Source organism: Pikeienuella piscinae (assembly GCF_011044155.1).
In the GTDB taxonomy this organism is placed as follows: Bacteria; Pseudomonadota; Alphaproteobacteria; order Rhodobacterales; family Rhodobacteraceae; genus Pikeienuella; species Pikeienuella piscinae.
In genome coordinates, this window is record NZ_CP049056.1 from 3,391,937 (window position 1) to 3,415,881 (window position 23,945).

At 66.9% G+C, this 23,945-nt stretch carries 21 protein-coding genes, 1 tRNA gene and 1 riboswitch; of the genes, 11 read left to right on the top strand and 11 right to left on the bottom strand.

The genetic code is table 11. The annotated features are described in order from the left end of the window. Positions 1–97: 97 nt before the first annotated feature. Entirely contained in the window at positions 98–862 is a 765-nt protein-coding gene (locus tag G5B40_RS16125) for a sulfite exporter TauE/SafE family protein (RefSeq protein WP_165100626.1), read from the bottom strand. Positions 863–946: 84 nt separating this feature from the next. On the opposite strand from G5B40_RS16125, the gene mdh reads away from it, so the two are divergent. The 10 genes from mdh to G5B40_RS16175 all read left to right on the top strand — a co-directional run bounded on the left by mdh (position 947) and on the right by G5B40_RS16175 (position 11,831). Beyond that, positions 947–1,909, top strand: coding sequence for a malate dehydrogenase (gene mdh, locus G5B40_RS16130; RefSeq protein WP_165100629.1), 963 nt, complete (start codon positions 947–949; stop codon positions 1,907–1,909). A 425-nt stretch (positions 1,910–2,334) separates the two neighbouring features. Further along, a complete protein-coding gene (gene sucC / locus G5B40_RS16135) occupies positions 2,335–3,528 on the top strand; it encodes an ADP-forming succinate--CoA ligase subunit beta (protein WP_165100632.1) in 1,194 nt (397 codons plus the stop codon). A gap of 44 nt (positions 3,529–3,572) precedes the next feature. Continuing rightward, a complete protein-coding gene (locus G5B40_RS16140; RefSeq protein WP_165100634.1) occupies positions 3,573–3,995 on the top strand; it encodes a hypothetical protein in 423 nt (140 codons plus the stop codon). A gap of 10 nt (positions 3,996–4,005) precedes the next feature. Further along, complete coding sequence (gene sucD / locus G5B40_RS16145) at positions 4,006–4,881, top strand: succinate--CoA ligase subunit alpha (protein WP_165100637.1); 876 nt, start codon at positions 4,006–4,008, stop codon at positions 4,879–4,881. A 30-nt stretch (positions 4,882–4,911) separates the two neighbouring features. Next, positions 4,912–7,863 (top strand): 2-oxoglutarate dehydrogenase E1 component, encoded by a 2,952-nt coding sequence (locus tag G5B40_RS16150; RefSeq protein ID WP_165100640.1) that lies wholly within the window; start codon positions 4,912–4,914, stop codon positions 7,861–7,863. A gap of 13 nt (positions 7,864–7,876) precedes the next feature. After that, positions 7,877–9,106, top strand: a complete 1,230-nt coding sequence (odhB, locus tag G5B40_RS16155) for a 2-oxoglutarate dehydrogenase complex dihydrolipoyllysine-residue succinyltransferase (RefSeq protein WP_165100643.1) — start codon at positions 7,877–7,879, stop codon at positions 9,104–9,106. Beyond that, positions 9,103–9,435 carry a nucleotidyltransferase family protein gene (locus G5B40_RS16160; RefSeq protein WP_165100646.1) on the top strand — a complete coding sequence of 111 codons (333 nt, stop codon included), beginning with the start codon at positions 9,103–9,105 and terminating at the stop codon, positions 9,433–9,435. The genes odhB and G5B40_RS16160 overlap by 4 nt, the downstream gene beginning before the upstream one ends. Further along, the gene (locus G5B40_RS16165) at positions 9,432–9,827 is read left to right on the top strand and encodes an MAPEG family protein (protein ID WP_165100648.1); all 396 of its coding nucleotides are present in this window, start codon (positions 9,432–9,434) and stop codon (positions 9,825–9,827) included. Before G5B40_RS16160 ends, G5B40_RS16165 begins: the two co-directional genes overlap by 4 nt. A 15-nt stretch (positions 9,828–9,842) precedes the next feature. Then, positions 9,843–11,228, top strand: coding sequence for a dihydrolipoyl dehydrogenase (gene lpdA / locus G5B40_RS16170; protein ID WP_165100651.1), 1,386 nt, complete (start codon positions 9,843–9,845; stop codon positions 11,226–11,228). A gap of 66 nt (positions 11,229–11,294) precedes the next feature. Beyond that, on the top strand, positions 11,295–11,831 hold the full coding sequence (locus G5B40_RS16175) for an NADPH-dependent FMN reductase (RefSeq protein WP_246209573.1): 537 nt from the start codon (positions 11,295–11,297) through the stop codon (positions 11,829–11,831). Positions 11,832–11,834: 3 nt separating this feature from the next. Here the strand turns inward: G5B40_RS16175 and G5B40_RS16180 are convergent, their stop codons facing one another. The 9 genes from G5B40_RS16180 to G5B40_RS16220 all read right to left on the bottom strand — a co-directional run bounded on the left by G5B40_RS16180 (position 11,835) and on the right by G5B40_RS16220 (position 22,626). Further along, the gene (locus tag G5B40_RS16180) at positions 11,835–12,530 is read right to left on the bottom strand and encodes a thiamine ABC transporter ATP-binding protein (RefSeq protein WP_165100657.1); all 696 of its coding nucleotides are present in this window, start codon (positions 12,528–12,530) and stop codon (positions 11,835–11,837) included. Further along, positions 12,517–14,118, bottom strand: coding sequence for an ABC transporter permease family protein (locus tag G5B40_RS16185; RefSeq protein WP_165100659.1), 1,602 nt, complete (start codon positions 14,116–14,118; stop codon positions 12,517–12,519). Before G5B40_RS16185 ends, G5B40_RS16180 begins: the two co-directional genes overlap by 14 nt. After that, a complete protein-coding gene (thiB, locus tag G5B40_RS16190; RefSeq protein WP_165103760.1) occupies positions 14,094–15,086 on the bottom strand; it encodes a thiamine ABC transporter substrate binding subunit in 993 nt (330 codons plus the stop codon). Before thiB ends, G5B40_RS16185 begins: the two co-directional genes overlap by 25 nt. A gap of 39 nt (positions 15,087–15,125) precedes the next feature. After that, a riboswitch (TPP riboswitch) is annotated at positions 15,126–15,227 on the bottom strand. Between the two features lie 276 nt (positions 15,228–15,503). Further along, on the bottom strand, positions 15,504–16,604 hold the full coding sequence (gene aroC, locus G5B40_RS16195; protein WP_165100662.1) for a chorismate synthase: 1,101 nt from the start codon (positions 16,602–16,604) through the stop codon (positions 15,504–15,506). A 51-nt stretch (positions 16,605–16,655) separates the two neighbouring features. After that, entirely contained in the window at positions 16,656–20,105 is a 3,450-nt protein-coding gene (smc, locus tag G5B40_RS16200; protein WP_165100666.1) for a chromosome segregation protein SMC, read from the bottom strand. A gap of 116 nt (positions 20,106–20,221) precedes the next feature. After that, positions 20,222–20,428, bottom strand: a complete 207-nt coding sequence (locus tag G5B40_RS16205) for a Trm112 family protein (protein ID WP_165100668.1) — start codon at positions 20,426–20,428, stop codon at positions 20,222–20,224. Continuing rightward, on the bottom strand, positions 20,425–21,072 hold the full coding sequence (locus G5B40_RS16210; protein WP_165100671.1) for an LON peptidase substrate-binding domain-containing protein: 648 nt from the start codon (positions 21,070–21,072) through the stop codon (positions 20,425–20,427). The genes G5B40_RS16205 and G5B40_RS16210 overlap by 4 nt, the downstream gene beginning before the upstream one ends. 7 nt (positions 21,073–21,079) lie before the next feature. Further along, the gene (locus tag G5B40_RS16215) at positions 21,080–22,006 is read right to left on the bottom strand and encodes a thioredoxin family protein (protein WP_165100673.1); all 927 of its coding nucleotides are present in this window, start codon (positions 22,004–22,006) and stop codon (positions 21,080–21,082) included. Positions 22,007–22,065: 59 nt separating this feature from the next. After that, positions 22,066–22,626 (bottom strand): prolyl-tRNA synthetase associated domain-containing protein, encoded by a 561-nt coding sequence (locus G5B40_RS16220; RefSeq protein WP_165100676.1) that lies wholly within the window; start codon positions 22,624–22,626, stop codon positions 22,066–22,068. A gap of 102 nt (positions 22,627–22,728) precedes the next feature. Here G5B40_RS16220 and G5B40_RS16225 point away from each other — a divergent pair. Further along, positions 22,729–22,803, top strand: a tRNA-Gly gene (locus tag G5B40_RS16225). A gap of 427 nt (positions 22,804–23,230) precedes the next feature. On the opposite strand, the gene G5B40_RS16230 is transcribed toward G5B40_RS16225, so the two are convergent. After that, positions 23,231–23,572, bottom strand: a complete 342-nt coding sequence (locus G5B40_RS16230) for a hypothetical protein (protein WP_165100678.1) — start codon at positions 23,570–23,572, stop codon at positions 23,231–23,233. Positions 23,573–23,945 lie beyond the last annotated feature (373 nt).

Genomic DNA, 23,945 nt, shown 5'->3' on the forward strand with positions numbered 1-23,945 from the left:
GCGCTTGTCGCAGGAAGAACGCGATCGGGACGCAGATCGTCAAAGTCGTTTCAGTTGGCGCCTGTCCATCAGGGCGCGGGCGGCGCGTTATTCGCGCCTAACCGAGAATCCCGAGAGCGCCGTCCCAGAGCAACCTCATCCCGGTGAGTCCCAGCAGGACCGCTACGCCCCGAAAGTAGATCCGTTCCGGCACGCGCTTGTGCGCCCAGACGCCCAGAACGACGCCGGCCACCGCCGCGGGCGCGAGGGTCAGCGACATCGAAAGCGATGAGAGGTCGAGAACGCCGAGCGCGGCGTAGGGGCCGAGCTTCATCAGGTTCACCGCCCAGAAGATGAGCACGCTGGAGGCCTGATAGGCTGTCTTCTCCAGCCGTTCGGCCAGGAGATAGATGGTGATCGGCGGCCCGCCGGCGTGGCTGATCGTCGAAGTGAAGCCGGCCACAGCCCCCCAGAGCGTCGCCCGCGGCCCCCTGGGGCCCGCAACTTCGGGCGTCCAGCCCAGTTTTTGCGCCAACTGGAAGACGAGGAAGATGATTGCGATCGCTCCGAGGCCGAGTCGCAGCAGATTCGGCGAGACGGCGCCAAAGGCGAGAACGCCGAGCCCGATGCCGAACGCCGCCGCGATCAGCGCCGGCCATACCGCTCCCCATGACCATTTTCGCCAATAAGTCGCCACGCCGACCTGGTCGATCATGATCAGGATCGGCAGCATGATCGCCGCCGCCGTCGCCGGCGGCACGGCGAGCGCGAGAAGCGGCGTCGCGACGAAGCCGAGCCCGCCGCCGAATCCGCCCTTGGAGATTCCGGATAGCAGAACTGCGGCCACCGCTGCGGCCCATAGGGAAAGATCAGCCTCCGGCATGAAGATTCCTTCGCACTTGCGAGCGTGGCGGGCAAGGAGTATCCACCCTCGCGACCTTCAACGAGCCAATGAAAGGCGCCCCCCATGTCACGACCCAAGATCGCGTTGATCGGCGCCGGCCAGATCGGCGGCACGCTCGCCCATCTCGCCGGGCTGAAAGAGCTGGGCGACGTCGTCCTCTTCGATATCGCCGACGGCACGCCGCAAGGGAAAGCGCTCGACATCGCGGAGTCGAGCCCGGTCGACGGATTCGACGCCGCTTTCGCCGGCACGACCGATTACGCCGACCTCGCCGGCGCGGACGTCTGCATCGTCACCGCCGGCGTGCCGCGCAAACCCGGCATGAGCCGCGACGATTTGCTCGGCATCAATCTGAAGGTGATGAAGGCCGTCGGCGAGGGAATCGCCGAACATGCGCCCAACGCCTTCGTGATCTGCATCACCAATCCGCTCGACGCGATGGTCTGGGCGCTGCGGGAGTTTTCCGGCCTGCCGAAGAACATGGTCTGCGGCATGGCGGGCGTGCTCGATTCGGCGCGCTTTCGCTATTTCCTCGCCGAGGAGTTCAAGGTTTCCGTCAAGGACGTGAACGCGTTCGTGCTCGGCGGCCACGGCGACACGATGGTGCCACTGGCCCGGTACTCCACCGTCGGCGGCATTCCGCTCCCTGATCTGGTGAAGATGGGCTGGACCACACAGGACAAGCTCGACACCATCATCCAGCGCACGCGGGATGGCGGCGCCGAGATCGTCGGCCTGCTCAAGACCGGCTCCGCGTTCTACGCCCCGGCGGCGTCCGCGATCGAGATGGCCGAAGCGTATCTGAAGGACCAGAAGCGCGTCCTGCCCTGCGCCGCGCATGTCGAAGGCGCCTATGGGCTCGACGGGTTCTATGTCGGCGTGCCGACGGTGATCGGCGCAAGCGGCGTCGAGAAGGTGATCGAGATCAAGTTCGACAAGGACGAGCAGACGATGTTCGACAATTCCGTGAAAGCGGTGAAGGGTCTGGTCGCCGCCTGCAAGGAAATCGACGGCTCGCTCGCCTGAAGACGCCTGCGGAATCGAAGGGAGACGGCGCGCCTCGCCAGGGCGCGCCGTCTCATTTTTTGGGAGATCGCCGGGGGGGTGGATGCGCCGAACCCCGCCTGGACGCCGACGCCAAACACCGCCCCCGCGGTTTGGACAGATGTTTTTCGCGCGGCTGAGATCGTGCGGGTTCGGGAAAAGATCTGGCGAATTTCGATCGCGAATGTCAGTTCAGGCGAAGTTGTGGTCTGGCGCGGCGAATCCCTCCGCGGCTGAGCGGCCAACGCCTAAAAACCACCCATTCGGGTAGTTTGTGAGAAAAGCCGGCCATTTTGCATTGCGGTCGGCGTGGTGGGGACCTATTCGTGGCCTGCGGCCCGGGACGCGCCCGACGCCGCCCGAAGCAGACCCCGCGCGGGTCGCCGATCTGGGAGCGGAACCTCGCGATGAACATCCACGAATATCAGGCGAAGCAGCTTCTCAAGGAATACGGCGCGCCGGTTTCCGACGGCCGCATCGTGACCCGGGCGGAAGAGGCCAAAACGGCCGCCGGCGGGATGGACGGCCCGATCTGGGTCGTGAAGGCGCAGATCCACGCCGGTGGACGCGGCAAGGGCAAATTCAAGGAAGCGAGCGCCGGTGACAAAGGCGGCGTCCGCATAACGAAATCGGTCGGCGAAGCCGCCGACGAAGCCGAGAAGATGCTCGGTCGCACGCTCGTGACGCACCAGACCGGACCGGCGGGAAAAGAGGTCAACCGCGTCTATATCGAGGACGGCTCGGACATCGACCGGGAACTCTACCTCGCGCTGCTCGTGGATCGGGAAACCTCACGCGTTTCCTTCATCGTCTCCACCGAAGGCGGTATGGACATCGAAAAGGTCGCGGCGGAAACGCCGGAGAAGATCCTGACATTCTCCGTCGATCCCGCCTCCGGCATCCAGCCCTTTCACGGCCGCCGTGTCGCCTTCGCGCTTGGTCTCGAAGGGAAGGCGGTCAAGCAATGCGTCAAGCTGATTGGTCAGCTCTACCAGCTCTTCACCGAGAAGGACTGTTCGCTCCTGGAGATCAACCCGCTGATCGTGAACAAGGCGGGGGACGTCCATTGCCTCGATGCGAAGATGAACTTCGATTCCAACGCGCTCTACCGGCATCCGGAGATCATGGCGCTTCGCGATGAATCCGAGGAGGACGCGAAGGAGCTTCAGGCTTCCAAGTTCGATCTCAATTACATCGCCCTCGACGGCGAGATCGGCTGCATGGTCAACGGCGCCGGTCTTGCGATGGCGACGATGGACATCATCAAGCTCTACGGCTCGGAGCCTGCGAATTTCCTCGATGTCGGCGGCGGCGCCACCAAGGACAAAGTCACGGAGGCGTTCAAGATCATCACCTCCGATCCGCATGTGAAAGGCATTCTCGTCAACATCTTCGGCGGCATCATGCGCTGCGACGTGATCGCCGAGGGCGTCGTCGCCGCGGTGAAGGAAGTCGGTCTGAAGGTGCCGCTGGTCGTCCGGCTCGAAGGGACGAATGTGGAACTCGGGAAGGAGATTATCGCCAAGTCGGGGCTGAACGTCCTATCTGGCGACGATCTTGGCGATGCGGCGGAGAAAATCGTGAAGGCGGTGAGAGGTTAAGAGCGCGGCGCCCTGCGGGGCGTTTTGACGGGGAGGGAAGGACGATGCGGGGTTTCTTCTTTATTCTGGCGCTGACGCCGGGATTGGCCGCGGCTGACGCGGCGCGTGTCGATCAGGGGCTCGACGAAGGTTGCTTCGCCATCGATACGTGGCCGCTTTCGATACCGGTCCACATGGCGGAGCGCCATTACTGGACTTACGATCAGGCGCCCTCGTCGCACGATTTCGAGCTGATCCGGGACGACACCCAGATATTCCTTTCCGTCGGCGACCGGGTCAGCTGCTTCATCGTCGACCCGTTCGCGCCCGCTACGGCGGAAACCATCGAAGCGGCGCTGGAGCGGAAATTTTCGGGGGCGTGGTCGCGGAGCGGCGACGTCTGGATGGTGGACGGCGCGAGGCCGTTGACCGTCAGGCTGACAAACACCGAACGCGGCGCAGGAATCGCCGTGGAAACCGGTTCTTGAAGGACAGAGCATGGCCGTACTCGTCGATGAAAACACCAAGGTGATCTGTCAGGGCCTGACCGGCTCGCAGGGCACGTTCCATTCCGAGCAAGCGATCGCTTACGGCACGAAGATGGTCGGCGGGGTGACGCCCGGAAAAGGCGGATCCACGCATATTGGCCTGCCGGTCTTCGATACCGTGGTCGGCGCGCGCGAGGCGACGGGAGCGACGGCCTCCGCGATCTACGTGCCGCCGCCCTTCGCGGCGGACGCGATCCTCGAGGCGATCGACGCCGAGATGGAGCTGATCGTCTGCATCACCGAAGGCATCCCGGTGATGGACATGATGAAGGTCAAGCGCGCGCTCGAAGGGTCGAGGTCGATCCTGATCGGGCCGAACTGCCCCGGCGTCATCACGCCGGACGCCTGCAAGATCGGCATCATGCCGGGCCATATCCACCGGCGCGGTCGGGTCGGCATCGTTTCGCGTTCCGGCACGCTGACCTATGAGGCTGTCGGCCAGACCACCGCCGCCGGGCTGGGCCAGTCCACCTGCATCGGCATCGGCGGCGACCCGATCAAGGGCTTCGAGTTCGTCGACGCGCTGGAGCTTCTGCTCGCCGATGACGAGACAGAGAGCATCATCATGATCGGCGAGATCGGCGGGTCCGCGGAGGAAGACGCCGCGGCTCTGGTGAAATCGTCGAAGGTGAAGAAGCCGATGGCGGGCTTCATCGCCGGACGCACCGCGCCGCCGGGGCGCCGGATGGGCCATGCCGGGGCGATCATCTCCGGCGGGAAAGGCGGCGCCGAGGACAAGATCGAAGCGATGAAATCGGCCGGGATCACCGTCTCCGACAGTCCTGCGGGGCTTGGCGAAGCGGTGTTGAAGGCCATGAAACGCTAACGGGAAACCGAAATCGGGCGAGGATGCGTTATGACCGAACAGAGCGCTAACGAGCTTTTTCAGAACTCTTCGTTCCTTCAGGGCCATAACGCCCATTACGTCGAACAACTCTACGCCCGCTACGCCAGCGATCCGGCGGCGGTGGACGACGACTGGGCGGCTTTTTTCCGCTCGCTGGGCGACGAAGCGGGCGCTGCGGAGACGGAGGCGCGCGGCCCCTCCTGGGCGCGGGCCGACTGGCCGCCGACGCCCGGGGGCGAGCTCGTCGCGGCGCTCGATGGGCAATGGCCGTCGGAGCCGACGGCGAAGGAGATCGGCGACAAGCTCGCCGCCAAGGCGCAGGCCAGAGGCGCGGCGCTGAACGAGGCTCAGCTTCGTCAGGCGGTGCTCGACAGTCTCCGTGCGCTGATGCTGATCCGCGCTTACCGGATACGCGGTCACCTCGCCGCCAATCTCGACCCTCTGAACCTGACGCCCCCGGTCCGGCACCCGGAACTCGACCCCGCGACCTATGGGTTCGCGCAGGGCGACATGGACCGTCCGATCTTCATCGACAATGTCCTCGGCCTCGAGATGGCGTCGATCCGCGAGATCGTGGCGATCGTTCACCGGACCTACTGCGGCACGTTCGCATTGCAGTACATGCATATTTCAGACGGTGAGCAGGCCGGCTGGCTGAAAGAGCGGATCGAGGGCTACGGCAAGGAGATCGCCTTCACCCAGAACGGCCGTCGCGCGATTCTGCAAAAACTGGTGGAGGCCGAGGGTTTCGAGAAGTTCCTTGGCGTCAAGTATCTTGGCACCAAACGGTTCGGCCTCGACGGTGGCGAGGCGCTGATCCCGGCGATGGAGCAGATCATCAAACGGGGCGGCGCACTGGGCGTCGAAGACATCATTATCGGGATGCCGCATCGCGGCCGTCTTTCGGTGCTGGCCAATGTCATGGGCAAGCCCTACCGCGCGATCTTCAACGAGTTTCAGGGTGGCAGTTTCAAGCCGAACGACGTCGAGGGCTCCGGCGACGTGAAATATCATCTCGGCGCCTCCTCCGACCGGGAGTTCGACGGCAACATCGTCCACCTCAGCCTCACGGCCAACCCGAGCCATCTGGAGGCGGTCAATCCGGTCGTGATCGGAAAGGCCCGCGCCAAGCAGGAGCAGCTGGAGGATAACGAGCGCACAAGGGTGCTGCCGGTCCTGCTCCATGGCGATGCGGCCTTCGCCGGTCAGGGCGTTGTCGCCGAGTGTTTCGGGCTGTCCGGTCTCAAGGGGCATCGTACCGGCGGCACGATCCACCTCGTCGTCAACAATCAGATCGGTTTTACCACGGCGCCGCACAATTCCCGCTCCTCGCCCTATCCGACCGACATCGCGTTGATGGTCGAGGCGCCGATCTTCCATGTGAACGGAGACGATCCGGAGGCGGTGGTTCACGCCGCCCGCGTCGCGACGGAGTTCCGTCAGAAGTTCCACAAGGACGTGGTCATCGACATGTTCTGTTATCGCCGCTTCGGCCATAACGAGGGTGACGAGCCGATGTTCACCCAGCCGGAGATGTATCGGCAGATCAAGAAGCACAAGACCACGCTCCAGCTCTACTCGGAAGCCCTGGTCGCGGACGATCTGATCGCCGAGGGCGATGTCGACCAGATGAAGGCGGCGTTCCAGTCGCGACTCAACGAGGAGTTCGAGGCGGGAAAGGTGTACCGCCCGAACAAGGCCGACTGGCTCGACGGACGCTGGAAACATCTCGGTGCGGGGCAGGAGGAATACCAACGCGGCGTCACCGGCGTGCCGATGGAGATGCTGAAAGAGGTTGGCGAGGCGCTTTCCCGTGTCCCCGAGGGCTTCAACGCGCACCGGACTGTTCAGCGGATCATGGACGCGAAAGCCAGGATGATCTCTTCCGGCGAGGGGATCGACTGGGCGACGGCGGAGGCGCTGGCCTTCGGAACGCTGCAGCTCGAGGGGTTTCCTGTCCGGCTTTCCGGGCAGGACGTGACCCGCGGCACCTTCTCCCAGCGCCATTCCGCCATCATCGACCAGCAGTCCGAGGAACGGTACTACCCGCTGCAGCATATCCGCGAAGGCCAGGCGAAATTCGACGTGATCGATTCCATGCTCTCGGAATACGCGGTGCTGGGTTTCGAATACGGCTATACGCTGGCGGAGCCGAACGGTCTCACGCTCTGGGAGGCGCAGTTCGGCGATTTCGCCAATGGCGCGCAGATCATGATCGACCAGTTCATCTGTCCGGGCGAGCGCAAATGGCTTCGCATGTCCGGTCTCGTGATGCTGCTCCCGCACGGTTACGAAGGCCAGGGGCCGGAGCATTCCTCGGCCCGGATCGAGCGCTTCCTCCAGCTTTCCGCTGAGGACAACTGGATCGTCGCCAACTGCACGACGCCCTCGAACTACTTTCACATCCTCCGGCGCCAGCTTCACCGGAACTTCAGAAAGCCGCTGATCCTCTTCACCCCGAAGAGCCTTTTGCGACACAAGCTCTGCGTCTCCAGTCTGAGGGAGATGGGGCCGGATTCGAGCTTTCACCGCATCCTCTGGGACGACGCGGAGATGGGTTCCGGCGGCGTCGCGCTGAAGAAGGACGAGCGGATCAAGCGCGTGGTTCTTTGCTCCGGCAAGGTCTATTTCGATCTTCTGGAGGCGCGCAACGAGCAGGGGCTGGACGACGTTTATCTTCTCCGGCTCGAACAGCTGTACCCGTTCCCGGCGCTCAGCCTCACGAAGGAGCTCTCCCGCTTCAAAAAGGCGGAAATGATCTGGTGCCAGGAGGAGCCGAAGAACCAGGGGCCCTGGAGCTTCGCGGAACCGAATATCGAGTGGGTGCTGGAGCGGATCGGCGCGAAGCACACGCGCCCGCGCTACGCCGGGCGGAACGCCGCCGCTTCCCCGGCGACCGGCCTCGCGGCGCAGCACAAGCATGAACAGGAAAAGCTCGTCGCCGACGCGCTTACGGGCTGAGAAGGGATAGCGCATGAGCATTGAAATCCGCGTGCCGACGCTCGGCGAGAGCGTGACCGAGGCGACGGTGGCGAAATGGCTAAAGAAGACCGGCGATGCGGTCGCCGCCGATGAGCCGCTGGTCGAACTGGAAACCGACAAGGTCTCGGTCGAGGTCCCGGCGCCCGCCGCAGGGCGGCTCGACGAGATTGTCGCGAAAGAGGGCGAAACGGTCGGGCGCGACGCGCTGCTCGCCACGATGACCGAAGGCGAAGCCGGAGCCGAAGCGAGCAAGGCGAAGAACGACGAGCCGAAAGCCGAAGAAAGCGCGACTGAGGAAGGTGGGGCCGAGGAAAAGAAGGCCGCGCTTAAGACCGAGGAGCAGCCAAAGCCGGTGGAGCCCGCCAAGGCCAAGCCCGCTGGCGGTGGCGTGAAATCCAAGTCCGAGGTGCTCGCCGAGGCCGCGCGCGGCGTTCCCGCCGCGGCGGCGCCGGTCGCTGCGACCGCCGCGCCGGCGCCTGTGGCCGCCGCCGCGCCGCGCGCCCCTGTCCCGGCCGAGGACGCGGAGCGGGAGGAGCGCGTCCGCATGACGCGCCTGCGCCAGACCATCGCCCGCCGGTTGAAGGACGCGCAGAACACCGCCGCGATGCTGACCACCTACAACGAGGTGGACATGAGCGCGATCATGGGACTCAGGAACGAATACAAGGACGAGTTCCAGAAGAAGCACGGCGTGAAGCTCGGCTTCATGTCCTTCTTCACGAAAGCCTGCGTCCATGCGTTGAACGAGGTTCCCACGGTCAACGCCGAGATTGACGGGACCGACATCGTCTACAAGAACTTCGTCCATATGGGCGTCGCGGTCGGCACACCGAGCGGCCTCGTTGTGCCGGTGCTCAGGAACGCGCATGAGATGAGCTTCGCCGAGATCGAGAAGACCATCAACGATCTCGGCGTCCGCGCCCGCGACGGCAAGCTCTCGATGGCCGACATGCAGGGCGGCACGTTCACCATCTCGAATGGCGGCGTCTACGGCTCGCTGATGTCCTCGCCGATCCTCAACCCGCCGCAATCCGGCATCCTCGGCATGCACAAGATCATGGACCGGCCGATGGTGGTCGGCGGCGAGATCGTCGCCCGGCCGATGATGTATCTCGCGCTCTCCTACGATCACCGCATTGTGGACGGGAAAGAGGCGGTGACATTTCTTGTGCGGGTGAAGGACGCGCTGGAGGATCCGCGTAGGCTCCTGATGGATTTGTGAGCGGCAAAGATTTGGATACTTGGATGCGCGCCCTTGCTCCGGCGATCAAAGATAATCCGCTTATTCATCGAGCGTGGGTTTATGGTTCGCGTGTCAAAGGGACTGCGCTGTCAGCGAGCGATCTGGATGTCGCGCTGGAACTGATTGACGACGAAGCGGTCTGTGATTGGATCGACAGGTCGCATGTTTGGGTGGGCGCGCTCCAAGAGGCGATCGGTTCTTGGCCGAAGTTGCATGTAGAAGTTGTCTCGTTCGAGACAGATGAGCGCGTTGGCCCTGCGGTGAGAGATCACGGTGTTCTGATTTTCAGAAGAATGGCCGAGAGATGACCCCCGAACTCACCGTCCTCACCCTCGCCGGCCTCGTGCAGGTCGCCCAGTACTTCCTGATGGGTGTTCCCGCCAACATGCAGCTCGGCCCCGAGAAAACCGCCGGGCCGCGCGACGAGCCGCTTGCGCTTTCTGGCGTGGCGGGGCGGATGAAGCGGGCGATGGACAATCATTTCGAGGGGCTGATCCTTTTCACCATCGCCGTTGTCACGGTGACGCTTGGCGGCGCCGCGGGCGGGTTCACCGCCACCTGCGCCTGGGTCTATCTCATCGCCCGGATTCTTTACGTTCCGGCCTACGCCTTCGGCTGGACGCCGTGGCGGTCGGTCATCTGGTTCGGCGGGTTCCTCTCCACGATCGCGATGCTGCTCGCGGCGCTGGTTTACGGTTAAACGAAGGAGGCCGAAATGGCCGAATATGATCTCATCATCATTGGTGGCGGCCCGGGCGGCTATGTCTGCGCGATCCGCGCGGCGCAACTGGGGCTCAAGACCGCCTGCGTCGAAGGGCGGGGCGCGCTCGGCGGCACCTGCCTCAATGTCGGCTGCATTCCGTCCAAGGCGCTCCTCCACTCCTCCGAGATGCTTCATGAGGCGGAGGGGAATTTCGCAAAGATGGGGATTGTCGCCAAATCCGTCTCCGCTGATCTCGATCAGATGCACAAGCACAAGGCCAGCGTGGTCGAGGCGAACACCAAGGGGATCGAGTTCCTCTTCAAGAAGAACAAGGTCGACTACATCAAGGGCTGGGGGAAAATCACCGGGCCCGGCGAGGTGAAGGTTGGCGAGGATACGCACAAGGCGAAGAACATCGTCATCGCCACCGGGTCGGAGCCCGCGACGCTGCCTTTCCTGGAGATCGACGAGAAGCGGATCGTCTCCTCCACCGGCGCGCTGGAGCTTCCAAAGGTGCCGAAGAAACTGGTGGTGATCGGCGGCGGCGTGATCGGGCTGGAGCTCGGTTCGGTCTGGCGGCGGCTCGGCTCGGAAGTCACCGTGATCGAGTATCTCGACGAAATTACGCCGGGGGCCGACGCCGAGGTGGCGAAGACGTTCCGCAGAACCCTGACGAAGCAGGGAATCAAGTTCGAACTTGGCGCCGCCGTCACCGGGATCGAGACGCTGAAGACCAAGCTGAAGATCGCCTACAAGCGCCGCAAGGACGACAGCGAGCACCAGATCGACGCCGATATCGTGCTTGTCGCCACCGGGCGGCGGCCGGTGACAAGGGGTCTGGGGCTGGAGGCGCTTGGCGTCGCCACCGAGCGTGGGTTCATCCTGACCGACGCGCACTGGCGAACCAATGTCGAAGGCGTCTACGCCATCGGCGATGTCACCGAGGGCCCGATGCTCGCCCACAAGGCCGAGGATGAGGGCATGGCCGCCGCCGAACAGATTGCGAAGGGGGCTGGCCATGTTAACTACGCGGTCATTCCCGGCGTGATCTACACCGCGCCCGAAGTCGCTTCGGTCGGCCTGACCGAGGAGGCGCTGAAATCCGCGGGCCGGGCCTACAAGGTCGGAAAGTTTCCCTTCACCGCCAACGGGCGCGCCAAGGCCAACCTCGTCACCGATGGTTTCGTCAAGCTGCTCGCCGATGAAAGGACCGGGCAGCTTCTCGGCGCGCATATCATCGGCCCTGGCGCCGGAGATCTGATCCACGAGATCTGCGTCGGCATGGAGTATGGCGCGACCGCGGAGGGAATCGCCCGCACCTGCCACGCCCACCCGACCTATTCCGAAGCGGTGCGCGAGGCGGCGCTGGCGCTCTGCGACGGCGCGATCCATTTCTGATCGATCGCACAGGGCTGAACGGATGGCCGCGCGTGTCGCGACTGCGTAACAGCAAAGAGGAAAATGATGGCTTTCAGGCTACTGGGCGTATCGGGGGCGCTACGGCGAGCTTCCACCAATTCGGCGCTGATCCGCGCCGCCGGGGCGCTGGCCGGAGAGGATGTCGACTTCAGCATCGCTGATATCGACTTGCCGCTCTATAATGGCGATGTCGAGGATCGGGGCTATCCGGACAAGGTTGTCGCGTTTGTCGAGACGCTGCGCGCCGCCGACGCCGTCGTCATTTCCACTCCGGAATACAACAAGGGCGTCTCTGGCGTCCTGAAGAACGCGCTGGACTGGCAGAGCCGGTTTTCGCCTGTCCCGCTCAGTGGGAAACCGGTGGCGATCATGTCTGCGACAGGGGGTTACGCCGGCGGCCAGGTATCGCAGTTCATGCTCCGCCAGTGCCTCACGCCCTTCGCGGCGAAGGTGATTTCGCAGCCGCAGGTTCATGTCGGCTCGAACGAGACACCGGGGCTGTTCGTCGATGGAGAACTCGCGGACGAGAGAGTGCGCGCGTCGATCGCGAAGCTTCTGAAGGCGCTGAGAGAGATCGCCTGACTGTCAGTCGCCGAGATAGGCGCGAAGCGCGGGCGGCGGCGCGTCAAGGAGGGCGTCTGCGGGGGCGGGCGGGCCGATCCGTCCGCCTTCGATGAACGCGATCGCCCCTCTGGCGCGGCGCGCGTCCTCCGGCGCGTGGGTCGCCATGACGACGGCCAACGCGCGCTTTTCGCGAAGTCCGGTGACGAGGTCCAGCATCTCCGCTCGTTGAGCCGGGCCGAGCGCCGCGAAGGGTTCGTCCAGCAACAGCACCGGTCGGTCGCGAAGGAGCGCCCGCGCAAGCGCGACGCGTTGGCGTTGCCCGCCGGAGAGGGCCGCCGGACGACGCGCGCCGAGCCCGTCGAGCCCGACCTCGCGAAGCGACTCCGCGATCCGCGCCCGGTCGGCCCCGGTCAGGCGGAGCGCGGGGTCGAGCCCGAGCCCGACATTCGCCTCGACATCGAGATGCGGGAAAAGGTTGTGCTCCTGAAAGAGTATCGTCACCGGACGGCGCGCGGGTGGAATCCCCGCCATGTCGCGCCCGTCGATCAGCACCGCGCCTTGCGCCGGCTCGATGAATCCGGCGACGAGATTGAGGAGCGTGCTCTTTCCGCCGCCCGAAGGCCCGATCAGGCTCAGATGTGCGCCCTTCTCCAGCGATAGATCGCCGAACAGGCGAAACTCGCCGAGTTGGACATCTATTCCCTCAAGCCGGAGCATGACGACCCCAGCGGTCGCAAATATAGAAGATCCCGAAGCTGAGCGCCGTGAGCAGAAGCGCGGCGCCGCCCGCCGCCTCCAGTCGGTGCGCGGCCATCAGGCCGTACATGTAGAGCGGCAGCGTCGGCGCGCCGGGCGCCGAGAAAAGCGCGATGACGCCGAGATCGCCCATCGACAGCGCCGCGGCCAGACCGGCGGCGAAGCCGAGCGGCGCGCGCATCCGCGGCAGATAGACCAGGCGCAGGAGCGCGAACCCGCTCATCCCCAGAGAGGCGGCGAGCGGCCCGTAATCGCGCGCCGTCTCGCGAAGCGGCGGCAGCAGGAGGCGGAGCGCGAAAGGGAGCGCGATCATCGCGTTGATCAGCGCCACCAGCGGCAGCGCGATGGCGACCGGGCTGACGAACGGCCGGAGCGCGATGAAAAGGGCGACCCCGGCGACGAAGGGGGAGACCGCGAGCGTGAGAAGGCCGAGCGCTTCTGCCAGCCGCCCTGCGCCGGGCCGGCGCGCTTCGATCCCGGCGATCAGTGCGCCGAGCGCCAGAGCCAGCGCCAACGCCAGCGCGGCGGCGACGGGCGCGACGATAAGCGAGCGGCCGGCGGCGGCCCAGACCCCGGCGCCCATGGAGAGGAGCCCCGGCGCGCCCTGCGCCGCCGCCGCGAGGATCGGCGAAGCGAGAAAGACGAGCCCGAGAGCGATCACCGCGCCGTCCCCCCAGCGCGCCGCCGCGCCGCGCCCGTCCCAGCGCAGCGGCGCGCCGCCATGCCCGGGGCCGAACGCCGCCGGCGCCGATAGCCGGGCCGCGAAGAGCGCGAGCCCGAGGCAAAGCGCGAATTGCAGCCCGGCCAGCAGCGCCGCGCGGCCGAGGTCGAAGTCGAAGCGCATTGCGTGATAGATCGCCAGTTCCAGCGTCGTCGCGCGCGGCCCGCCGCCGAGCGCCAGCGCCACGGCGAAGCTGGTGGCGCAGATGAGAAAGATGAGGGCGAAGGCGCCGGGCGCCGCCGCGCGGAGCGCCGGCCATTCCAGTAGTCGGAACAGTGCGGGCCCTTCGACGCCGAGCTGCGCCGCGAGCCGCCAGCGCTCCGCCGGAATTTCCGCCCAGCCCTGCAGCAGCATCCGCGTCGCCAGCGGCAGGTTGAAGAAGACATGCGCGATCAGCACCCCCGGCAGCCCGTAAATGTCGAGCCGCCCGAAGCCGACGGCGAGCAACGCCTGGCTGACCATCCCGGAGCGCCCCCAGATCGCCACGACACCGAGAATGGCGACGATGACCGGCAGCAGGAAGGGGGCGCCGAGAAGGCTGACCACCGCGCCGCGTCCCCGGAACCGCCGCCGGGCGAGCGCGCGGGCGAGCGGGATGGCGAGGGCGACGGAGATCAGCGCCGAAAGGAACGCCTGCAGTGTGGTGAAACGCAGCGCCCGCCAGTCCGGCGCGGAGAGCCCGGCCCCCGCCTCGGCCGAGACCGCGAGCACCGCGACCGCGCCGATGGTGAGCGCGAGCACCAGCGCGAGCGCCGCCCCACCGCTGATCGCGACGGCGGGATGGAGGCGGACGCGGCCCGCGCTCACTTGCTGAGCGCCTCCAGCCATTCGGCGAGCGCGGCGTCGCGCGCCGATTTCGCCTCCGACACCGGGTAGATCAGCGTTTTCTGCGGTCGGGGCAGGGTGGTGAACCCTTCCGGCAGGCCGGCTGAGGGGGTCTTCGCCGGGTACATCCAGTTGGTCTCCGGGATCGCCGCCTGAAAGCCGTCGGTGAGCATGAATTCGAGGAACCGGTCGGCGAGCGCGGGCTGGTCGGTCGCCGCCAGCTTGCCGGCGATTTCGACCTGCATGTAATGGCCCTCGGAGAAGATCGCGGCGGCCTTAGTGTCGTCGCTCTCGGCGATGGCGTGATAGGCCGGCGAGGTGGTGTAGGAAAGCGCCATCGCCGCCTCGCCCTCCAGGAACATGCCATAGGCTTCCGACCAGCCCTTGGTGACGGTGACGATGCGGGGCGCGAGCCGTTCCCAGACAGCGCCGGCTTCGTCGCCGTAGATTTGCTTGACCCAGAGCAGCAGCCCGAGGCCCGGCGTCGAGGAGCGCGGGTCCTGGATGACGATAGTCACGTCATCGGGCGCGTCGAGCAACGCCGCGAGGCTTCCAGGGGGCGTTGCGAGCCGGGTCTTGTCGTAAACGAAGGCGAACCAGCCCCAGTCATAGGGAAGGAAAACAGGGTCGGCCCAGCCGCCGGGTACATCGGTTTCGGGCGTCAATCCGTGCGGGGTGAAGAGGCCGGTCGCCGCCGCGTCGGCGGCGAGATTTGCGTCGAGGCCGAGGACGATATCGGCCTCTGTCGCCGCGCCTTCCAGCTTGATCCGACCGAGAAGAGCGGCGCCGTCGCCGGCCGCGACGAATTCGAGATCGCAGTCGCAGACCGCCTCGAAATTCGCCTCGATCTTCGGGCCCGGGCCCCATTCCGTGACGAAACTGTCATAGGTGTAGACGGTCAGTTTCTCGGTCGCATTCGCGCCACCCGCGAGAATGAGGGCGAAAACCGCCGTGGTGAGGGAGGTTCTGATCACGCTCGACTCCTCTGTTGCGGCGCAAGAAGAGCGTGAGAGGAACTCTCTGGCCTTTCCTACGCCGGCATGATCCGGGTCAGGTTCAACGGGTTCGCTTGACGCATCTCAGCCGCTGACGCGGCCCCCCGAGGCGAGGGGGACACTAGGCCGGGCGCCGAGCCGGGTCAATGAGAGGGGAAAGCGGGCGCGGGGGCGGCGTGGCTATCGCATGTTATCGCGCGCGATAAGGGGGTCAAACATCTGAAAAGTAAAGAAATTCGAAAACCGTGTTCGCGATGGCGCGGTATTCGGGGGTTTCAGGTCGCATGGTCCGCCCGCTCGTTCCCCGGTTTCCCGGCCGTGAGCCGGGACCTTGTGAGGCGGGGCTGTGCTGTCGGGGTTCTGGGTCAGGCCCGGGAGCTTGTCGCCGGTGGCTTAGCCGACCTCGCCGCCGCCGTCGCCGATCTGGCCGCGATGCATCAGGACATGATCGAGCAGAACACAGGCCATCATCGCCTCGCCCACCGGCACGGCGCGGATGCCGACGCAGGGGTCGTGCCGACCCTTGGTGACGATCTCGGTCTCCCGCCCGGCCTTGTCGACTGTGGCGCGGGGGCTGAGAATCGAGGAAGTGGGCTTGACCGCGAAGCGGACGACTACGTCCTGGCCGCTGGAGACGCCGCCGAGGACGCCGCCGGCGTGGTTGGAGGTGAAGACCGGCCCGCCCTGGGTCATCCGCATCTCGTCGGCGTTTTCTTCGCCGGTCAGCTCGGCCGCGCCCATTCCGGCCCCGATCTCGACGCCCTTGACGGCGTTGATCGACATCATCGCGCCGGCGAGGTCGGCGTCGAGCTTGGCGTAGATGGGCGCGCCGAGCCCGGCGGGAACGCCGGAGGCGGTGACCTCGATCACGGCGCCGATGGAGGAGCCGGATTTGCGCAGACCGTCGAGGTAATCCGCCCAGAGCGCGGCGGCCCTGGCGTCGCCGGTCCAGAACGGATTGCGCTCCACTTCGGCCCAGTCCCAGTTCTCCCGGCGCGCCTCATGCGCGCCCATCCGCACCATCGCGCCGCGAATGCGGAGGTCGGGGAGCAGCGCTTTCAGCGCTTCGCGCGCGACGCCGCCCGCCGCGACCCGCGCCGCCGTCTCGCGCGCCGAGGAGCGGCCGCCGCCTCTCGGATCGCGCACGCCGTATTTCATCCAGTAGGTGTAATCGGCGTGGCCGGGGCGGAATTTCTCCGCGATCTCCGAATAATCCTTTGAACGTTGATCGGTGTTGCGGATCATCAGCTGGATCGGTGTTCCGGTCGTCACGCCTTCGTAGACGCCGGAGAGTATCTCTACCTCGTCGGCCTCGCGGCGCTGCGTGGTGTATTTGTTCTGGCCGGGTTTGCGCCGATCGAGCCAGTGTTGAAGCATTCCCGGCTCCAGCCGCAGGCCGGGCGGGCAGCCGTCGACCGTCGCGCCGAGCGCGGGCCCGTGGCTTTCGCCCCAGGTGGTGACGCGGAACATGCGACCATAGGTGTTGAACGACATCGGACGCTCCTTCAGCCCGCCATGTAGCGGAGCGGCGGCGCGAAGGAAAGGTTAGCCGGCGACCATCGCCTCGGCCAGTTTCAGATCGACGGAGACGAGCTGGCTGACGCCCTGTTCGGCCATGGTGACGCCGAACAGCCGGTCCATCCGGCTCATGGTGACGGCGTGGTGGGTGATGATCAGGAAGCGGGTCTCGGTCCGCCTGGTCATCTCGTCCAGCAGGTCGCAGAACCGCCCGACATTGGCGTCGTCGAGCGGCGCGTCGACCTCGTCGAGAACGCAGATCGGCGCCGGGTTGGCCAGGAATACCGCGAAGATCAGCGAGAGAGCGGTCAGCGTCTGCTCACCGCCCGAAAGCAGCGAGAGCGTGGAGAGTTTCTTGCCCGGCGGCATGCACATGATCTCCAGTCCGGCCTCCAGCGGATCGTCGCTCTCGACCAGCACGAGATTGGCCTCGCCGCCGCCGAAAAGGTGCTTGAAGAGGGTGGAGAAGCTGCTGTTGACCTCATCGAACGCGGCGAGAAGGCGCTCGCGCCCCTCTCCGTTCAACTCGGCGATGGCGTGGCGGAGCTTCGCGATGGCGGCTTCGAGGTCGCCCTTCTCACGGGCGAGGGCGTCGCGTTCCTCGCTGGCGGCGGCGGCGTCCTCCTCCGCCCGGAGGTTCACCGCGCCGAGGCTGTCGCGCTGGCGGCGAAGCCGGGCGATCTCGATCTCCAGCGCTTCGGCGGCGGGGAGGTCCCCGGCGGCGTCGATGCGCTGGAGAAGCGCCTCGGGCGCGCATTCCATTTCCTCGCGGATACGGGTGGCCGCTTCGCGCACCCGCTCGGCCGCGGCCTCGCTCTGGGTTTCGCGGCGGGCGCGGGTTTCCCGCGCGGCGGAGGCTTCGCGTTCGGCCTCACGCGCTGCGGCTTCGGCGGCGCGGGCGTGCGTCTCCGCCTCCGCGAGCGCGTCGGCGGCTGCGGCGCGGCGGGCCTCGGCGCGCTCGATCTCGTGCGCGAGCGCCTCGCGGCGCTTTCTGATCTCGCCGGGAAGGGCGGAGGCGGCCTCGCGTTCGGCGCGGGACTCTTCGGCGCGCCGGGTCAGGTCATCGACCCGGAGCGCGGCGTTCTCGCGCCGCGCGCGCCAGCTCGCGCGCTCTTGGCTCGCTTCCGCCAGCCGGGTTTCGCGGGCCTTGCCGGCGCGGCGAAGATCGTCGGCCTCGCCGCGCGCGGAGAGCATTTCCGAGCGCGCCGCGCCGAGCGTCAGCTTCGCCGCCTCCGCCGCGCGCCACGCGGCCTCGGGGTCGGCGACGGCGGCGCGCGCGGCCTCGGCTTCCGCCTCGGCGGCTTCGGCGTCCTTCGCCTCCTCGGCACGGCGGGCGAGGGTGATCTCCATCGCTTCGCGCCGGCCGGACGCCATGTCGAGATCGGCTTCCGCCTTGGCGGCGGCGCGGGCCGCTTCGCTGGCGGCGGCTTCCGCGGCGCGGCGGGCGGCGCGGCGGGCTTGGTCGTCGTCGGCGGCGGCCTTGAGCCGGTCCTTCATGGCGTCATGCGTCGCGCTGGCGGCGGCGGCGGCCGCTTCCGCCTTTTCCAGCGCCGTGCGCATTTCGGTCAGACGGTTGCGCTGACGCAGGCGCTCCGCCGCCGCCGAGGGCGCGTCCTCCGCCATGGCGCGAAACCCGTCCCAACGCCAGAGATCGCCCTCGACGCTGACCAACCGCCAGCCCGGCCCGAGCGCCGCCTGCATCGAGGCCGCGGCCTCGCGCGGCGCGACAGCGACGCGCGCGAGGCGCCGTGCGAGCGCGGGCGGCGCCGTGACATGGTCGCCGAGTGGCAGGGCGCCGGCGGGCGGGCCGGCGGGCGCGTCGGTTTCGGGGAGCGCGGCCCAGCCCGAGCCGTCCTCGGTGAGCGGCGCCTTCAGATCGTCGCCGAGCGCGGCCCCAAGCGCAGCCTCGTAGCCGGGCGCGACCTGGATATGGTCGAGAAGCGCGTCCTTCGCGCCGTCGCTCCGGGCCAGAAGCCGCTCCAACGCCGTGGTCTCGGCCCGGATCGCGGAAAGTTCGCCGGCGGCGGCGGAGGCGGCGGCCCGGCTTTCGGCCTCCACCGCCTGCGCTTCGGCGCGGGCGGTCTCGGCTTCGGCGAGCGCGGACTCGGCGGCTTCGGCGGCGGCGCGGGCGGTCGCGGCCGTCTCTTCGGTGTCATCTCGGCGCGCCGCGGCTTCCTTCAGCGCATCGTCCAGCGCCGCCGCGGCCGCTCTGGCTTCCTCGGCGCTCTTGCGGGCGCGGGCGGTCGCGTTCCGCGTCTCGTCATGCCGGCGGGCGGCGGCCTGCGCTGCGGCGGCGAGGCGGGCGGCCTCCGCCGTCAGGCGATCGGCTTCGACCTCAGCGATCTCCAGCCGTTCGCCGGTCGCGCGCGCCCTCCGGTCGGCGGCGGTCTCGGCCTCATCATGGCCGGCGCGGGCCGCGATCAGCGTCTCCTCCTCCGCCAGCAGCCGCTCGATGACTTCGGCGGCCTCCTGCTGCAATTCCGTCTCGCGCGCGAGGTCGCCCTCGATCTGCGCGATTCGCGCCGCCAGACGGTCGAGCGCGCCCTGCGCCTCGGCCTCGCGCTCGCTCAGCCGGTCGCGCTCCACCGCGAGGCGCTGGAGGATGGCGGCGGCGGTCATCTCCTCGTCCCGTTTCGGCGGCAGGGCGGCCTCTGCCGCCTCACGCGTCTTTTCGGCCTGCAACGCGCCGCGCTCCGCCGCGCCGACCGCGCCGACCGCTTCGGCGAGCGCTTGCTCCGCGGCGAGGCGGGCCTCGTCAGCTTCGCGCCAGCGGATGAAGAGGAAGGTCGCCTCCGCCCGTCGCAATTCGGTTGCGATCTCGCGGTAGCGGGCCGCCTGTTTCGCCTGCCGCGCGAGGGCGGCGAGCCGGACGTCGAGTTGTTCGATCACGTCGGCGACCCGGCCGAGATTTGTCTCCGCGGCGTTCAGTTTCAGCTCCGCCTCGTGCCGGCGCTGATAGAGCCCGCCGATCCCGGCCGCGTCCTCGAGAATCGAGCGGCGCGCCGTCGGTTTGGCGTTGATCAGTTCGGAGATCTGCCCCTGCCGCACCAGCGCTGGCGAATGCGCGCCGGTGGCGGCGTCGGCGAAGAGCATGCGGATGTCGCGCGCGCGCACGTCGTCGCCATTGGCCTTGAAGGCGCTGCCGGCGTCGCGGGTGATGCGGCGGATGACATCGAGCGTCTCATACCGGTTGAATGCGGCGGGCGCCCGGCGGGCGGAATTGTCTATCGAGAGGGAAACCTCTGCGAAATGCCGAGCCGGGCGGGTCGCGGCGCCGGCGAAGATCACGTCCTCCATCCCAGAGCCGCGCATGGATTTCGCCGAGGTTTCGCCCATCACCCAGCGGAGCGCCTCGAGAAGGTTGGATTTTCCACAGCCGTTCGGCCCGACCACGCCGGTGAGCCCGGGCGCGATATGGAGCTCCGTCGGATCGACGAAGCTCTTGAAGCCATGCAACCTGAGCTTGGTGAGGATCAACCGGCGGTCCCCCCTTCCTATGCTCTTTCGGTATGCGGAGGGGCGGTGAAGGTCAAGGATTCTGGCGCTCGATCTGGCGTGATCGTCGCTGGCGGCGACTAGATATGGCGCCTTGTTCAGTCGATCTTCCGGGCCTCGTCGATCAGCATGATCGGTATGCCGTCGCGGATCGGAAAGGCCAGGCCGGCGGCGCGGGAAATCAGCTCGCTCGCCTCCCGGTCGTAATCCAGCGGCTTCTGCGTCACCGGGCAGACCAGACTCTCCAGCATCTTGCGGTCGACACCTGCGGTGACGGCGAGGCTTTGCTTGTGCTCTTCGGTCATTGGAGCGATCCGTCCTCTCCGTGGCTGGCGATAGCGAACTCCATCAGCGCGATCAGGCTGGCCCGGCGATCGCCGAGCATCTCCGCCTCCAGCAGCGCCTGTTTCTCCTCTGCGGAGAACGGGCAGAGCATGGCGAGCGAATTGACCAGCATCTCCTCGTCCGCCTCTTTCAGACTGTCCCAATCGGTCGAAAGCCCGGCGGCGCTGAAATAGCGCTTGAGAAGGAAGAGGAACTTCGGCCGGTCGAAGCCGTCGTCAGCCTCTTGCGGGCCAAGATCGCGGCGCCAGCGCGACCAGTCCGGTCGGACGCGACGATAAGGGGTGAAACCGTCCAGCTCCTCAGCCGGGGAAAACCGGCAGATCCCGGCGAGAACCACCAGATAGCGGCCGTCCTCGGTTTCCGAAAAGCTGACGATGCGGCCGGCGCAGCCGACATCGCGAAGCGCGGGCGGATCGCCGTCCCCGGCCGGCTGAATCATGCCCACGAGCCGCCGACCGGTTTTCAGCGCATCGTCGAACATCGCCAGATAGCGCGGCTCGAACACGTTCAAAGGCAGCCTGCCGCGAGGCAGGAGCAGCGCTTCGGAGATCGGAAAGATCGGCAGCGTGTCTGGCAGATCAGCGAGGCCGAAGTGACGGGCCATCAGCGCCTCAGACGAAGATCATCGACGAGAGCCGGCGCCGGCCCTTCAGCGCCACCGGGCTCTTGTCGCCCAGGCTTTCGAATATCTTCAAGAGCTGGGTCCGCGCGGCGCCCTCGTTCCATTCCCGGTCGCGACGGAACAACTCCAGCAGCTCCTCGATCGCGGCTTCGGAATCTCCACTGGCCAGAAGAGAAAGCGCCAGATCGAACCGCGCCTGATGGTCGGACGGATCGGCTTCCAGCCGGGCGCGAAGCTCTTCCGCCTCGCCCACGCCTTCGGTCTGCTCCGCGAGATCAAGCTGGGCGCGCACCGCGCTGAGCGCGGGGTCGTTGGCGATCTCCTCCGGCGCGCCGTCCAGCGTCGCGCGGGCCTGGTCGGCGCGGCCCGCGGCGGCGAAGGCCCGCGCGAGCCCGGCGCAGGCGCGGGCGTTGGCGGGCTCCGCCTCGAGGATCGCGGCGAAGGTCTCCACTGCGTCGGTGGTCGCGCCCTCGGTCAGCATCTGGTCGGCGGCGTCGAGCGCTTCGGCGACGCCTTCGGCCTCTGACGCGCCGGCGCCGCCCTGGGCGGCGACGCGGGTGACGAACTCCTTGATCTCGGAGGGGGGCACGGCGCCCATGAACCCGTCGACCGGCCGCCCGTCGACGAATGCGAAGACCGCCGGGATCGACTGCACGCGCAACTGTGCGGCGAACTGCGGATTCTTGTCGATGTCGATCTTGACCAGCTTCGCTTTGCCGCCGGCCTCTCGCACCGCGGTTTCGAGCGCTGGGCCGAGCGTCTTACACGGGCCGCACCATTCGGCGTGGAAGTCGACGATCACCGCGACCTTCTTAGAGGCCTCGATGACATCGGTCATGAAGGTGGCGTCGGCGCCGTCCTTGACGAGATCGCCGCCAGCGTCAGGCGCGGCCGCGCCGTTTCCGAGATTAAGCATATGCGCCTCTCCATTCGTTTTGCACGACATAGTGCGAGTGGGGGCGAAAGAACAATGGTTCAGCCGTGGTTTTCCGCCGCGCGCGCCGCAGCTTTGGCCTCCAGCGCGTCGAAATCGACTTCCTCGAACGAGTGGCCGGTGGCGGCGAGGAAGGCGTGAAAATGCGCGCGCGAGACCGGAAGGGTCGCCTTGTTGTGGAGCGGATGGAAATTGAGCGGCTCCAGCGCCATCATCCCGGCGTCGAGGATCAGGCTAACCTTCCGCTCCCGGTCGTTCATCAGCGCGAAGGGCGTGACCGCGCCCGGTCTGACGCCGAGCGTCTCCCACAGCAGATCCGGCGGGGCGAACGAGAGGCGCCGCCGCCCGATCGCCTTCTCGAGATCGGCGATCCTGATCCGTCGCTCGCCGAGGCAGGAAACGAGCGTCAGCGCGCCCTTCCTGTCCTTGAGGAAGAGATTCTTCGTATGCGCGCCCGGCAGGGCGGCCTTGAGGTCGCGGCTTTCCTCCACCGTGAAGACAGCGGCATGACGGTGGAGCGGGGCGGAGATGCCGATCCTTCTGAAAAATGCGAGAAGGCGGGCCTCGCTCTCGGCCTCCTCCGGGGTCGGATCGAATTCCATCGGCGTGCGTCTCCTCAGCTTTTCGCTCGGCTCGTCGCTAGCCCGTGGAATGACGCTTGCCAAGAGCCGACGAATCCTTATAAGCCGCGTTTGTCTGATGATGCGGGCGTAGCTCAGGGGTAGAGCACAACCTTGCCAAGGTTGGGGTCGTGAGTTCGAATCTCATCGCCCGCTCCAGACATCTAGATCGCCCGACTGTCGAATATGTCGTTCCCCACAGTGGGGCGAGCCGAGGCGACGTTTCTGAATCTCCGGCGCCGGGACGCCTCCGTAATGTGGGGGGCGGCCGTTCGGCCAGGACCGCTATACTGGAATTCCCTTCGCGAAACGCCGCCGGTCTGCCCTCCGCCAGGATCTTCCGGCCACGCCGGCGATGCTGGAGCGATCGCGGTCTCCGAAACAGCGCCCGATCCGGGGCAGGATGAGGGAACGGTCGTGAGCGATGGCGCGGATCTCATCATGGATTGAGCGTCCGCCCCGGGTCACGCATATCCTCGTCGATGGCTCCAGTGGTTTCGGCTGCGGCTTACATGAATTCAGCCATCGTCAGGTCTGGATTGACGGGCGCGGGGGGGCGCACGGCCATGAACTGGTCGCCGCTTTCTTATGCGCGACGGCGCCGACGGGCGACGGGGCCGACGGGCGCCGCGCCCCCCTCGGCGCGGGAAAGAAATTCACGCGCGGTGGAGATCATCGCGTCAAGCCGTTCAACCTCCGCCTCTGCATCTCGGGTCGGCATCTCGTGGTTTTCTTCGAACGCGCAATGGCCGGTCAGGTCGTCGCGATATTCTGATATGAACTTGACGAGCGGGCCGAAGGCCTTCGTCACATGATCCTTGTGAACGAGTTCGCCCCGCATGAAGGCGCGGTAGAGAATATCCGGCCAGTGGTCTCCGGGCGCGAGCGCGGTATGGTCGAGTTCGGATTGGAAATCATTTGCAATCATGGTGTGGCCTCAATGTTTCCATGCAGCAATCCTGATCTGGCCGGCGACCGCAACCGCGACCAAAGCTATAGATGCCGGCGTGGACAGCGACAGGACGACGCCTCCGATGGCGGCTCCGGGAGCCCGCGGATCGCGCCTTTCCGCGCGTCGAGCAGCTACATGCGCGTCCTCGCAAGCATTGAAAGCGCGCCCCCGCCGACCGGGTGGCCCGCGAGTCGCCCGAACGGCTAATCGCGGAGATCATTCTCCGCGCCGTCTGACGCCGCCGCCGGCTTCCAGGGCGCAGGATGCTCATGTACGGCGTGGGTTCTCGCGGTATGCGCCTCCAGTGGAGCCGGTTGCCCTCGGCGACGGGGGTGATGCTCTCACCGTG

Excerpts from the sequence above, each read along its gene's own strand:
- G5B40_RS16165 (WP_165100648.1), top strand. The coding sequence starts at position 9,432 with ATGACCCCCGAACTCACCGTCCTCACCCTCGCCGGCCTCGTGCAGGTC.
- mdh (WP_165100629.1), top strand. The coding sequence starts at position 947 with ATGTCACGACCCAAGATCGCGTTGATCGGCGCCGGCCAGATCGGCGGC.
- G5B40_RS16220 (WP_165100676.1), bottom strand. The coding sequence starts at position 22,626 with ATGGAATTCGATCCGACCCCGGAGGAGGCCGAGAGCGAGGCCCGCCTT.
- G5B40_RS16180 (WP_165100657.1), bottom strand. The coding sequence starts at position 12,530 with ATGCTCCGGCTTGAGGGAATAGATGTCCAACTCGGCGAGTTTCGCCTG.
- G5B40_RS16205 (WP_165100668.1), bottom strand. The coding sequence starts at position 20,428 with ATGACCGAAGAGCACAAGCAAAGCCTCGCCGTCACCGCAGGTGTCGAC.
- G5B40_RS16150 (WP_165100640.1), top strand. The coding sequence starts at position 4,912 with ATGACCGAACAGAGCGCTAACGAGCTTTTTCAGAACTCTTCGTTCCTT.
- sucC (WP_165100632.1), top strand. The coding sequence starts at position 2,335 with ATGAACATCCACGAATATCAGGCGAAGCAGCTTCTCAAGGAATACGGC.
- aroC (WP_165100662.1), bottom strand. The coding sequence starts at position 16,604 with ATGTCGTTCAACACCTATGGTCGCATGTTCCGCGTCACCACCTGGGGC.
- lpdA (WP_165100651.1), top strand. The coding sequence starts at position 9,843 with ATGGCCGAATATGATCTCATCATCATTGGTGGCGGCCCGGGCGGCTAT.
- G5B40_RS16230 (WP_165100678.1), bottom strand. The coding sequence starts at position 23,572 with ATGATTGCAAATGATTTCCAATCCGAACTCGACCATACCGCGCTCGCG.
- G5B40_RS16185 (WP_165100659.1), bottom strand. The coding sequence starts at position 14,118 with ATGGCTGGAGGCGCTCAGCAAGTGAGCGCGGGCCGCGTCCGCCTCCAT.
- odhB (WP_165100643.1), top strand. The coding sequence starts at position 7,877 with ATGAGCATTGAAATCCGCGTGCCGACGCTCGGCGAGAGCGTGACCGAG.
- G5B40_RS16210 (WP_165100671.1), bottom strand. The coding sequence starts at position 21,072 with ATGGCCCGTCACTTCGGCCTCGCTGATCTGCCAGACACGCTGCCGATC.
- sucD (WP_165100637.1), top strand. The coding sequence starts at position 4,006 with ATGGCCGTACTCGTCGATGAAAACACCAAGGTGATCTGTCAGGGCCTG.
- G5B40_RS16125 (WP_165100626.1), bottom strand. The coding sequence starts at position 862 with ATGCCGGAGGCTGATCTTTCCCTATGGGCCGCAGCGGTGGCCGCAGTT.
- G5B40_RS16215 (WP_165100673.1), bottom strand. The coding sequence starts at position 22,006 with ATGCTTAATCTCGGAAACGGCGCGGCCGCGCCTGACGCTGGCGGCGAT.
- G5B40_RS16175 (WP_246209573.1), top strand. The coding sequence starts at position 11,295 with ATGGCTTTCAGGCTACTGGGCGTATCGGGGGCGCTACGGCGAGCTTCC.
- G5B40_RS16140 (WP_165100634.1), top strand. The coding sequence starts at position 3,573 with ATGCGGGGTTTCTTCTTTATTCTGGCGCTGACGCCGGGATTGGCCGCG.